The organism is Rhodoferax sp. (assembly GCF_023701345.1).
Classification (GTDB): domain Bacteria; phylum Pseudomonadota; class Gammaproteobacteria; order Burkholderiales; family Burkholderiaceae_C; genus Rhodoferax.
The window spans coordinates 1-11833 of sequence record NZ_JAMPXE010000105.1; the positions used below are offsets into that span (position 1 = coordinate 1).

General features: G+C 60.0%; 10 protein-coding genes, 1 tRNA gene and 1 riboswitch. Of the genes, 3 read left to right on the top strand and 8 right to left on the bottom strand.

Features of this window, described 5'->3' with window-relative positions; translation table 11 throughout:
* The 6 genes from NDI87_RS13235 to NDI87_RS13260 all read right to left on the bottom strand — a co-directional run.
* Positions 1 to 612: ABC transporter ATP-binding protein (locus NDI87_RS13235; protein WP_296275783.1), on the bottom strand; the 612-nt coding region annotated here is incomplete at its 3' end.
* A complete protein-coding gene (locus NDI87_RS13240; RefSeq protein WP_296275795.1) occupies positions 609 to 1622 on the bottom strand; it encodes an iron ABC transporter permease in 1014 nt (337 codons plus the stop codon). The genes NDI87_RS13240 and NDI87_RS13235, both read right to left, overlap by 4 nt.
* A 5-nt stretch (positions 1623 to 1627) precedes the next feature.
* The gene (locus NDI87_RS13245; RefSeq protein WP_296275785.1) at positions 1628 to 2479 is read right to left on the bottom strand and encodes a helical backbone metal receptor; all 852 of its coding nucleotides are present in this window, start codon (positions 2477 to 2479) and stop codon (positions 1628 to 1630) included.
* Positions 2476 to 3075: a bifunctional adenosylcobinamide kinase/adenosylcobinamide-phosphate guanylyltransferase gene (locus NDI87_RS13250; protein WP_296275786.1), complete on the bottom strand. Its 600-nt coding sequence runs from the start codon at positions 3073 to 3075 to the stop codon at positions 2476 to 2478. Before NDI87_RS13250 ends, NDI87_RS13245 begins: the two co-directional genes overlap by 4 nt.
* Entirely contained in the window at positions 3068 to 3886 is an 819-nt protein-coding gene (locus tag NDI87_RS13255; RefSeq protein WP_296275788.1) for an ABC transporter substrate-binding protein, read from the bottom strand. Before NDI87_RS13255 ends, NDI87_RS13250 begins: the two co-directional genes overlap by 8 nt.
* A 30-nt stretch (positions 3887 to 3916) precedes the next feature.
* Positions 3917 to 5728, bottom strand: coding sequence for a TonB-dependent receptor (locus NDI87_RS13260; protein ID WP_296275790.1), 1812 nt, complete (start codon positions 5726 to 5728; stop codon positions 3917 to 3919).
* A 134-nt stretch (positions 5729 to 5862) separates the two neighbouring features.
* Positions 5863 to 6098: riboswitch (cobalamin riboswitch) on the bottom strand.
* Between the two features lie 172 nt (positions 6099 to 6270).
* Between NDI87_RS13260 and NDI87_RS13265 the strand changes: the two genes are divergently transcribed.
* A complete protein-coding gene (locus tag NDI87_RS13265) occupies positions 6271 to 7158 on the top strand; it encodes an MBL fold metallo-hydrolase (RefSeq protein ID WP_296275791.1) in 888 nt (295 codons plus the stop codon).
* A gap of 15 nt (positions 7159 to 7173) precedes the next feature.
* Positions 7174 to 8643, top strand: a complete 1470-nt coding sequence (locus NDI87_RS13270; RefSeq protein ID WP_296275792.1) for an NAD(P)H-hydrate dehydratase — start codon at positions 7174 to 7176, stop codon at positions 8641 to 8643.
* A 3-nt stretch (positions 8644 to 8646) separates the two neighbouring features.
* Here the strand turns inward: NDI87_RS13270 and NDI87_RS13275 are convergent, their stop codons facing one another.
* Both NDI87_RS13275 and rnr read right to left on the bottom strand, forming a co-directional pair.
* Positions 8647 to 9405, bottom strand: a complete 759-nt coding sequence (locus NDI87_RS13275; protein WP_296275793.1) for an SDR family oxidoreductase — start codon at positions 9403 to 9405, stop codon at positions 8647 to 8649.
* 25 nt (positions 9406 to 9430) lie between these two features.
* On the bottom strand, positions 9431 to 11728 hold the full coding sequence (rnr, locus tag NDI87_RS13280) for a ribonuclease R (RefSeq protein WP_296275796.1): 2298 nt from the start codon (positions 11726 to 11728) through the stop codon (positions 9431 to 9433).
* A 23-nt stretch (positions 11729 to 11751) separates the two neighbouring features.
* Between rnr and NDI87_RS13285 the strand changes: the two genes are divergently transcribed.
* Positions 11752 to 11833 (top strand) — tRNA-Leu (locus NDI87_RS13285).

Genomic DNA, 11833 nt, shown 5'->3' on the forward strand with positions numbered 1-11833 from the left:
GATCTCATGCAACACGCTGACCACGGTTTTACCTTGAGCGATCAGGCTGCGAACGGTATGGAGCCAGTCAGCCTGGTGCGGCGGGTCGAGGTTGGCCAGGGGTTCGTCCATCAACAGCACCTGCGCCTGCACGGCCAGGGCGCGGGCCAGCAGCACGCGCTGGCGCTCGCCGCCCGAGAGCTGGCCCAACGTGCGGCCGCGCCAGCCCCAGGCCTGGGTGGCGCGCAAGGCTTGCTCAACAGCCGCATGGTCAGCCGCACTGGGCGCTGCCAGCCAGGTCTGGTGTGGCAAGCGCCCCAGCATGGCAACGTCCCACACGGTCAAGTCGTCGCCGGTGACCTCGTTCTGACCCAGCCAGGCCAATTGCTGCGCCCGTTGTTTGGCCGGTAACGTGGCCAAGGATTGGCCCAGCAAGTTGATGCTGCCGCTGTGTGGCAAGAGATTGGCCAGCACTTTGAGCAGGGTCGATTTGCCAGCCCCATTGGGGCCGACGATACTGGTCCAGCGCCCGGCTGGCAAAACCAGATCGATGTCTTTCAAGATGTGCGCGTCGCCCAGGCTGGCGTTGATGCCGCTGGCCTGAAGTGCAATGGGCGTCGTCAGCTTGCTCATAAGCCAGTGCCCGCCGTTGACCGTTTACTGCGGTGCATCAACCACAACAGGTAACCGCCGCCCAACACCGCAGTGAGCACGCCCACTGGCAGTTCCTGTGGAGCCATCAAACCGCGGGCCAACACATCGGCCCCCATCAGCAACACGCCGCCCATCAGACTCGACAAAACGATCAGCCGTTGGTGCGTGGTCTTGGTCACCGAACGCACCAGGTGCGGCGCCGCCAGGCCGACAAACGCGATCAGACCGGTTTGTGCCACAGCCGTGCCGGTGGCCAGGGCCAGCACAACCACCAGCGCCACGCGCATCTGCGCCAGCGGCAAACCCAGACTGGCGGCTGTGGCCTCGCCCAGGCTCAGGCCGTCCAGCACCGGACTCAGCACCCAGGCCACCGTGCTGCACAGCATCCAGGCTGCCACCATCAACAACCAGGAGGTCCAGCCGACAAAACCGGTGCTGCCCAGCATGAAAGCCTGCATGGACTGCAGCACTTCGGGTTCCATCAGCATCACCAGCGAGGTCAAGGCCCCCAGCACCACCCCCACAATGACACCAGCCAACAACAAGCGCAGGGTGTGCTGCACGCCGCGCGCCAGCACCAATGTGAATAGCACTGCCAACACCGCCCCGGCAAAGGCGGCACCCGTCAAACTCACACGCACCAGCCAGTCTGCGGCAAACGGCGACACCCCCAGGAACACCAGCGTCAACGCGACACCCAGCGACGCGCCGGAGGCACTGCCCAGCAGAAAGGGATCCGCCAGCGGGTTGCGAAACAGCCCCTGCGCCACCGCCCCAGCCAGGCCCAGCAGCGCACCCGCGGCCCAGGCACCGAGCGTGCGCGGCAAGCGGATGTCCCACACGATTTGCCACGCCAGCGGGTCCTGTAATACCTTCAGTACGCTCTCGAATCCGGTGCTGCCGACACTGGCACCCACCAAAACCAGAAGCAGCCCGACCAGCAACAGGCCCGTTACCAGCCGGGATGCGCGGCGCTGTTGGCGTCCGATATCCGTCACTTCAACACCCTCAGAAGGCATTGCGCCATCAGCCGTGCGCCATCGGCCATGCGTGGGCCGGGGCGCACCAGCATGTCGGACTGCGCCGGTGTGAAAACACACACCTGTTGCGTCGCGATGGCGTGGATGCCGGCCCAGCCCGGACGCCCTTCCATGCCTGCAAAATTGACGTCACCGACCATGATCACATCGGGATTGGCACGCACCACAAATTCCGGATTGATCAGCGGAAACGGTCCCATGCTGGCTGGCACAATGTTTTTGACGCCGAGCCAGGTCAGAGTTTCACCAATGAACGACGCCTCACCCGCGGCATAGGGTGCGCGATTCACCTCGAAATACACCCGCTTGGTCTTGAACCGTGCAGGCAAGGACTGCGCCGCCGCCTGCATGCCGGCTTCAATGCCACGCCAGACACGCCGGGCCTCCCCCACCCCCAGCACCTGGCCCAATTTTTCCAGCACCTGCTTGACGTCGGCATGGTTTTTGGGCTCCAGCGCCATGACTTTAAGCCCCAAGGCCTGCAGGCGCTCACCGGCTTGGGCGGATGTGGCCATCAGCACCAGATCGGGCTTGAGCGCCACGATGGCCTCGATGTTCGGATCCAGTCCGCCGCCGACCTGAGGCAAATTTTTGACACGGCCCGGATCATTGGAATAACGATCCACCCCCACCAGCCGATCACACTGACCGAGCGCACAAACCGTCTCGGTGAGGGATGGCAGCAGGCTGACGATGCGCTGGGGCGGCTTGTCAAAGCTGATTGACACGCCCCGGTCGTCGCTGACCTGGTAGGCATGGGCCGTGTGCAGACATACCAGCCAGACCCACACCAACACCTGCTTCATGGCACATCCTTCAAGGTGAGTGGCAAACCCGCTGCCATCAGGGTCACGCGCTGGCACAGCTGCGCCACACTCTGATTGAGCAGGCCCAACGCATCGACAAAGGCACGCACCTCGCAGCCGAGGGGGATCACACCCAGACCAATCTCGTTGCCCACCAGCACCAGCGGTCCCGCCGCGTCGGCAATGGCTTGCAACAGCTGCGCCGTCCGCGATGCTTGATCACAAGCCGGACTTTGAGATGCCGCTGCTGCGCCCCGCACTGGCATCAGCGCGTTGGTCAGCCACAAGGTGAGGCAGTCCACGATGATCAGCGTGTCGGGACGGCTGTGCCCACGGATGGCTTCGGCCAGCGCCAAGGGCTCTTCCAGCGTGGTGGCGCCCGGCAAGCGCTGCGCCCGGTCGGCTTGGTGACGTGCAATGCGCTGGCGCATCTCGTCATCGCCGGCTTGCGCGGTGACGATCAGCACCACCTGATGACTGCCAGACTGACTCAACCAGGCCTGTGCCAGCGCCTCGGCACGGCGCGACTTGCCACTTTTTTGGCCGCCCAGGATCAGCTCGCTGCGAGCCACATTCAGTGTTACCAGGTCATCCATGCGCTTGACTCCAGGCCATGACGATGCGGTGCAATGCGGCCACGCCGTCGGTCAACGCAGCCGGGCCGGGCTGCAAAATATCAGCTGATTTGATCTCGAACAACTGCCCGGTTTTGACCGCCCGGACCTCGCCCCAGCCCGTCCGTGCCACGACCTGTTCCGGCCGAAATTTCTTGCCGCACCAAGAACCAATGATGATGTCGGGGTTGCGCCGAAGAATCTCGGCGCCATCGGCAATGATGCGGTTCTTGCCCAGCGATTGTTCGGCCAACTCGGGAAAACAGTCGTCGCCACCCGCGATGCCCATCAGCTCCGAGACCCAGCGGATCGCGCTGATGTGGGGCATGTCCCATTCCTCAAAATAGATCTTGGGACGACGGGGCAAAGCTGCCGCGGCCTTGGCTATGCCAGCCAATTGCTGCTGGATGTCGGCAATCAGCGCCAAGCCCTGCTCGCCCTGCCCCACCATCGCCGCCACCTGGTACAACACCGAAAAAATCTCGACCACGCTGCGCTGGTTGAACACCGTGACCTGCACGCCAGCCCGAATCAGCACACTGGCAATGTCAGCCTGCATGTCGGAAAAGCCCAGCACACAGTCGGGTTGCAGCGCCAGAATCTTGTCAATTTTGGCGCTGGTGAAGGCGCTCACGCGCGGCTTTTCATCGCGCGCCCGCCGCGGTCGCACCGTGTAGCCCGAGATGCCCACAATGCGACTCTCCTGCCCCAGCAGGTAAAGCCACTCGGTGGTTTCCTCGGTGAGGCAGACGATGCGCCGCGGGCCCGGTGCCTGGTCGCTGATCGGGTTCATGGTTTGGTTTTATTCATAAAACCCAGCAGATCATAGTTTCGGCGTCCAGGTCAAGCCCATGTACAAGCTGCGCGCTTGTTGGTTGTAACCATAAACTGTTTGGTACTTTTTATCGGTGACGTTATCGAGTCGCGCCTTGACCAGCACCGTAGGGGCCACCCGGTACGACACCGACAAATCAAGCACTGAATAGGCAGCCAGCGTGGTGTTCACGGTGCCGAAGGCGTCGGGTCGGTCGCTACTGTATTGCAGGTCAGCACCCAAACGCCACCGCCCAATTGGGTGCGAGATGCCCAAGGACAGCAAAGTAGCCGCACGGCGTGCCAAGCGCTGGTGGGTGATTTCATCCACCGGGTCTTGCACCGTCAAGCTGGCGCGCACATCGCCGGCACCCAGGCTACCTTGATACGAAAGCTCCAAGCCTGAATTGTGGGTGCGGCCAATATTTGCAAAGCTGTATGTACTGAAATCGTAATTTAGTTGGTCCTGAATGCGCGTATCAAAGTAAGTGGCACGCAGCAACTGTTTTTTATGCTCGTACTGCAGGCCCAGCTCGCGGCTACGGGCGCGTTCTGGTTTAAGCAACGGGTTACCGTAACCAGGCGCAAACAAGTAGCCGAGCGGCGGCGCATTAAAAGCAGTTGACGTGCTGGCGGTCACTTTTATCTGATTGGTCAAAGGGTATCCGTACCCAAGATAACCCGTGCTTTGACTCAAATCCCCAACCTTGTCATGACGCACATTGAGTTGAACACTGCCTTGACCCAACTGCCCTTCCAGGCCAGCAAACACTGCGGAGGTATCACGCGCCTGGCTGTAAGTTGTATATGTGTCACTGCTGGTATCCACATGCTGGCGCTGCTGCTCCAGCCCGGCCGTGGCCAACCAGGTATCGCCCAAACCAACGGTATTCACCCAACTCAACACCGTTGCTCGCGTGGTAAACCCATCCTTGGATCCATAAAAACCATTGTCCTGATAGCGGCTTTTGTCGGACTGTTCACTGAGCGACAAACGGCTGCGCCAATCACCCCAGGTGTTATCGGTAAACAAGGTTGTCTGACTCAAACGGGTAGTCGATGTTTGAAGGTCAGCGGGTGCACCAAAGGCATTGTCATAGTCGGTGTCAGCTTCAGACTGCATGACACGAATGCCAAAACTGTGCGTCGGAAAAAGTCTGTGCACCAGCGACAAGTTACTGCTGGTGTTGCGATACGCATCGGGGTCCGGGTTCGCACTTGGCAACTGCGCCGTGTCGATAGACGAAAACCCATCAGTGGTCAGGCGCGCCAAGCCCGCACTGAGCGACGTGTTGCCCAGGTTGGCACTTACCGCACCAGAAATTTTGCGCGAAGCGCGGGGTCCAACTTCCAGCGACAGAGTGGCGGCGGGCACACTGCTTCCCGTTTTGGTAAAAATTTGAATCACGCCGCCAATGGCGCCCGAACCGTAAATGGCAGAAACATTGCCACGAACAACCTCAACCCGCTCAATGTTGTCCAGCATCAGATGTTCCAAGCTGACTGCGCCGGAAGCATCCTGTTTGTTTTGCGGGACACCATCAATCAATACCAAGGTTTGAAGCGATGGGGCTCCGCGCACAAATACGCTTGAAACCGAGCCTACCCCTCCGTTTTGGGTGCGCTGCAAACCGGCTTCGCGTTGCAGTAGCGTGACCAGGTCACTGGCTTGGGATCGTTCGATGTCCTCTCGACTAATCACGGTGGTGTGCGGCAAGGCTGAGCCCAGCAACTGATCATTGCGACTGGCCGTCACCACCACCTCTTGAAGTGTTGCCGCCTGCCCCTGAGCCAGCGCCGGAAACGCGGTAAAAACGGCCAAGGCAGACGCGCACAAGCGCACGGGAGCGCGACCGCGCATCGAAGAAATACAAGTTTTCATAATTGAGATAAGAACCATCAAAAAGCCCTCACCGTCGTCCCCGACAGTGCCTGAGCGTCACGGTTTCACGCCAGGCGTGCAACCACCGTGTTGGCCGGTATCCGGGCTGGTGGAATCAACCTCCATCGCCTTCCCAAGCGCGTGTTCAAAACGCTCAGTGGCTGTGATGGAAGCGGCGTCTTGCGACGCGTCCACTTACCGTTGCGGGGGCAGCGCAGGTTAGGTTTGGCGCGAATGCCGTACCCTCCTGCTTCCCGTTGAACTGCGACGTGTGAACCACGCCGCGAGCACCAACAGGGTGAATTTTAGTGGTGGATTTCCAAATAGTTCTTTTTGCCAACGACAAATACGAAATTGGTCTGAATAAAAAATTTCGCAGTACGATTAGCCCCCATGCGCTTTGAAGACATAAAAACACGAATCAAAAGCTTGCCTTTCAGCCTGCAAGCATGCCCGTGGTTCGCAAAATCCAGAGGTATGGCATGAAAGTCAAATTTTGGGGTGTTCGTGGTTCCATTGCCTCGCCAGGTCCCAACACCGTGCGTTATGGCGGCAACACCACCTGTATTGAAATTCGCACTGGCAACAACGAACTCATCATCATTGATGCCGGTACCGGTATTTTCCCGCTGTCGCAAACTTTATTGAATGAATTGCCTGTCACGGCGCATGTCCTGATCACACATTCGCATTGGGACCATATTCAGGGCCTGCCGTTTTTCCTGCCCAACTTTATAGCCGGCAACACCATGCGTTTGCATGGTGCCTTTGATTCGGTTTCGGGCAAGGGCATTGAACAGGTCATGGCGGTGCAACTTCAGTACAGCTACTTTCCCGTGCGCGAAGAAGAAATGAAAGCGCGCATCGAATACGTCACGCTGGCGCCAGAGCAAAACATCCGGATCGGCAGCGCCACCATCACGCCTTATGTGATGAGCCATCCGGTGGTTGATTTTGGCTACCGGATTGAAGAAAACGGAAAATCCATTTTTTTCACGGGTGACCATGAACCCCCCTACAACATTTACACGCCGGATGAAGCCGGTTTTGCGCAATGCCAGGCTGAGGTAGAGTCAAAAAATGACTATCTGATTCGCGCCATGCAAGGAGTCGATGTGCTGATTGCAGACTGCTCCTACACCACTGCCGAATACCCGGCCAAACAAGGCTGGGGACATGGCACCTACCATTCCAGTATCGAGTACGCCAAAAAAGCGGGGGCCAAAACGCTGTTTTGCACCCACCATGAACCCACCCGCAGCGACGCTGCCCTGGAAGCTGCCTTTGCCGAGGCCATGACGGAACATCCGCGCCGCGACGGAGACCCCATCTATCGCCTGGCCCGCGAAGGTGACTGTTTCGAGTTCTGATCTTTGAGTTGTGCCGTGCAGAAAGTCAACTTTAGCAACCGGCAAGCGCTGCATGACATTGCGGCAACGCGGCAACTCGAACAACAGGCACAACAAGCCCTGCCCCCGCATACCCTGATGGCGCGCGCCGGCCTGGCTGTGGCCAGACTGGCGCTGGCCCTCGCTCCCCATGCCCAACGCATCTGGGTGGCGGCCGGCCCCGGCAACAACGGCGGTGACGGACTCGAAGCTGCCCTGCATTTGCAGCGCTGGGGCAAACACCCCGTGGTGAGCTGGCTGGGAAACGCCGAGCGCGCCCCCGCCGACACAAAAATAGCGCATCAAAAAGCCATCGACGCAGGCGTGCAATTTGTCGATCAGCCCCCGCAGCAAATTGACTTGTGCATCGATGCACTGCTGGGCATTGGCTCCCAATTACGCGAGCCCGCTGGACGCATGGCCGATTGGATTGCGCACATCAACAATCTGGGCGTTCCTGTGCTGGCCGTTGACGTGCCCACCGGTTTGCAGGCGGACACCGGCGCCGCCTGCGCGAGCCGCGTCAAAGCCAGTCACACCCTGAGCCTGCTGACCCTCAAGCCCGGACTTTTTACCGCCCATGGCCGCGATCTGGCGGGCAGCGTCTGGCTGGACGATTTGCAACACGGACAAACAGGCGCAGCCGCTACAACGCCCCTGGCTCCCAGCGCCTGGCTGGCGGGCCAGCCGGTTTCAGCGACCCGCGCGCACGCCAGCCACAAAGGCAGTTACGGTGATGTGGTCGTGATCGGCGGCGCCCAAGGCATGACGGGTGCCGCGCTGTTGGCCGGCTCCGCGGCATTGCATGGAGGTGCGGGCCGGGTGTTTGTCAGCCTGCTTGACGAGCAAGCCTCGCCACTGGCGACAAGCCAGCCTGAACTGATGTTCCGGCATTGGGGCACCCTGGCGTTGGACAACATGAGCGTGGTGTGTGGCTGCGGCGGCGGCACTGCCATAACCAAGCATCTGCCGCTGCTATTCAAGTCTGCAAAACACTTGGTCGTGGATGCCGATGCGCTCAATGTCATTGCCCAATCTGCCCCGCTCCAGGCCCTGCTCTGCGAACGAGGCCAACAGCAACGCACCACCATCCTGACCCCGCACCCGCTGGAAGCCGCCAGGCTGCTGGCATGCAGCACGGCTGAGGTTCAAGCCAACCGGCTCGAAGCTGCGCAGCAACTGGCCCGGCGTTTTGCCTGCACGGTCATGCTCAAGGGTTCAGGCACGCTGATTGCGCAAGCCGACAGGACGCCTGTCATCAACCCGACCGGCAACGCCAGATTGGCCACGGGTGGTACCGGTGACGTGCTGGCGGGTTTGATCGGCGCGCTTTTGGCTGAGGGTCTGAATGGCTTTGATGCCGCCTGCCAGGCCGTCCATCAGCATGGTCAGCTCGCCGACCTCTGGCCGCAGGATCAGGCGCTGACGGCTTCGCGACTGGCCAAAGCGTTAACAGCGTCAGCTTGAGTTTTAGCCGCGCCCGGCAAAAGGCATGTTGGTGGCCATCACGGTGTGGAACATGACATTCGCCTGCAAGGGCAAATTGGCCATGTAAAGCACCGACTGGCCCACGATCACCACATCCATCACCGGCTCAATGGCCATGGTGCCGTTGGCTTGCAAAATGCCGGTCTGCATGCGCTGCGTCATGTCCGTGGCAGCGTTGCCAATGTCAATTTGACCTACCGCAATGTTGTATTTGCGACCATCGAGCGAGGCGGTTTTGGTCAAGCCTGACACCCCGTGTTTGGTGGCGGTGTAAGCCACAGAATTGGGGCGCGGTGTGGTGGCCGAAATGGAACCGTTGTTGATGACGCGTCCGCCCATCGGGGTCTGTGCCTTCATGACCCGAAAGGCCTGGCGCAGGCATAAAAACATGCCGGTCAGGTTGATGTCTACCACCTTTTGCCAGTCGGCCAATGCCAGGTCTTCCAACAACACACCGGGCGGTGCGTTGGTGCCGGCGTTATTGAACAGCACATCGACACGGCCAAATTTTTCGACAGCCGCATCGAACAGCGCCACCACCGAAGCCTCCTGAGCGACATCGGCAGCCACTGCCAGAGCGCGCTCAGGCACACCAGACAAGGCCGCCACATCCAGCAAGGGTTGCAGCCGTCGCCCCGCCAGCACCACATGCCAGCCACCGCCCAGCAAGGCCAGCGCGGCTGCTTTGCCAATACCCGAACCAGCACCTGTGACCAGGGCAACTTTGTTTTTTTCTGTCATGATTTTCAAGTAGTTAAAGTTTTAGTCAACTGCGACGACGTGGTTTGCGCGCCTTGTCCTTGGCTTTGGCAGGGGCTGACACTTTGGCGCCACCGGCGCGCTTGGGGGCTCCTGCGCGCGGCAATGGCTCCGCCATGTTACGGTTGCGCCGCCCGACCTTGGTCACGCTGGCATCGTCATCGAACACTTTCCGATCCGTGCCCTCATGTGCCAAATCCCTGTCTTTCGACAAACGGGGCAGCAGGCCATCGTTCTCCGTGAGCAGGCGAAAATCAATGCGCCGCCCATCGAGGTCAACCCGGCTCACCTGCACCCGCACCCGGGTACCCAGCACATAACGCATGCCGGTGCGCTCGCCACGCAGCTCCTGGCGCGCTTCATCAAAGCGGTAATACTCGCCGCCGAGCTCGGTAATATGAACCAGGCCCTCGACGAACATGGCATCGAGCGTGACAAAAATGCCGAAGCTGGTGACGGCGCTGACGACACCGCTGAATTCCTCGCCCAAATGGTCGCGCATGTACTTGCATTTGAGCCAGGCCTCCACGTCCCGGCTGGCTTCGTCGGCGCGACGTTCGTTGGCACTGCAATGCAGTCCTGCAGCCTGCCAGGCCTGCATGTCGACTGTGAACTTGCGCGGTTTCTGACCGGGTTCCTTGACCTTGGAGGCCAGGTTTTTCTCCAGACGCTTGGACAGCTTGGCGTGCGCTTCACCCGGTGTCGGCAAATTCGGCAACTGGTATTTGCTCTTGCGCAAAATCGCCTTGATGACCCGGTGCACCAGCAAGTCGGGGTAGCGCCGGATCGGACTGGTGAAGTGGGTATAGGCATCAAACGCCAGGCCGAAGTGGCCACTGTTTTCCGGCGTATAAATGGCCTGCTGCATGGAGCGCAGCAGCATCGTGTGAATCTGCTGCGCGTCCGGGCGGTCCTTGGTGGCGTTGGCAATGGCCTGGAACTCACCCGGTGCCGGGTCGTCGCTGATGCTCATGCCAAGGCCGGTGATTTTCAGGAAATTGCGCAAAATCTCAATTTTCTCGGGCGTCGGGCCTTCGTGCACCCGGTACAAACCCACGTGTTTGCTCTGCGCGATGAAATCAGCACTGCACACATTGGCTGCCAGCATGGCTTCTTCAATGAGTTTGTGAGCGTCATTGCGGGTGCGCGGAATAATTTTTTCAATATGACCGGCGTCGTCACAGACGATCTGGGTTTCCACCGTCTCGAAATCCACCGCGCCACGGCGCGCGCGCGACTTGAGCAGCGCTCGGTACACATCGTGCAGGTTCATCAAATCAGGGATGCGCTCCTTGCGCCTGGATGCCTCCGGACCACGTGTGTTGGCCAGAATGGCAGCGACCTCGGTGTAGGTAAAACGCGCATGGCTCCACATCACCGCCGGGTAAAACTGGTAGGCCGTCACCTCGCCGTCAGGGCTCACCATCATGTCGCAGACCATGCACAGGCGCTCAACCTCGGGGTTCAGGGAACACAGGCCGTTGGACAATTTTTCAGGCAGCATCGGAATGACGCGGCGCGGAAAATAAACACTGGTGGCCCGGTCGTAGGCGTCAACGTCAATGGCCGAGCCGTTTTCCACGTAATGGCTGACATCGGCAATCGCCACCAGCAAGCGCCAGCCTGACACCGCCGCCTTGCCCCGGCCGATCTTGACAGGTTCGCAATAGACGGCATCGTCAAAGTCGCGCGCATCTTCGCCGTCGATGGTGATCAAGGGCACATCGGTCAGGTCCACGCGGTTATTTTTATCCTGGGAACGCACCGCATCCGGCAGGGCCCGCGCCTGCGCAATGCAGGCGTCCGAGAACTCATGCGGCACATCGTACTTGCGCACCGCAATTTCAATCTCCATACCGGGGTCGTCCATTTCGCCCAGCACCTCCTTGATACGGCCGACGGGTTGACCAAACAAGGCCGGTGGCTCGGTCAATTCAACCACCACCACCTGACCCACCTTGGCCAAGCCGGTGGCGGCTTTGGGGATCATGACATCCTGGCCATAACGCTTGTCTTCGGGCGCCACGATCCAGATGCCGCTCTCGCACAACAAGCGGCCGATGATGACCCGGGTGCTGCGCTCCATGATCTCGACGACACGTCCTTCGGGTCGGCCCTTGCGGTCGCTGCGGACAATACGCACCTTGACACGGTCCTTGTGCAAGACAGCACGCATCTCATTGGGTGCGAGGTAAATATCGGACTCGCCGTCATCCCGAATCACGAAGCCGTGTCCATCACGGTGCCCTTGAACTATTCCTTCAACTTCTTCCAACAATGCGCTGGTTTGCTTAATATTTTTGATACAATGCCTTTCTTTCCTGAAATGCCCAGGTGGCGGAATTGGTAGACGCACTAGTTTCAGGTACTAGCGAGTAACTTCGTGGGGGTTCGAGTCCCTTCCTGGGCA

Bases quoted from the DNA above. Each gene is read 5' to 3' on its own strand.
- NDI87_RS13255 (WP_296275788.1), bottom strand. From the start codon at position 3,886: ATGAACCCGATCAGCGACCAGGCACCGGGCCCGCGGCGCATCGTCTGC.
- NDI87_RS13250 (WP_296275786.1), bottom strand. From the start codon at position 3,075: ATGGATGACCTGGTAACACTGAATGTGGCTCGCAGCGAGCTGATCCTG.
- NDI87_RS13245 (WP_296275785.1), bottom strand. From the start codon at position 2,479: ATGAAGCAGGTGTTGGTGTGGGTCTGGCTGGTATGTCTGCACACGGCC.
- NDI87_RS13265 (WP_296275791.1), top strand. From the start codon at position 6,271: ATGAAAGTCAAATTTTGGGGTGTTCGTGGTTCCATTGCCTCGCCAGGT.
- NDI87_RS13275 (WP_296275793.1), bottom strand. From the start codon at position 9,405: ATGACAGAAAAAAACAAAGTTGCCCTGGTCACAGGTGCTGGTTCGGGT.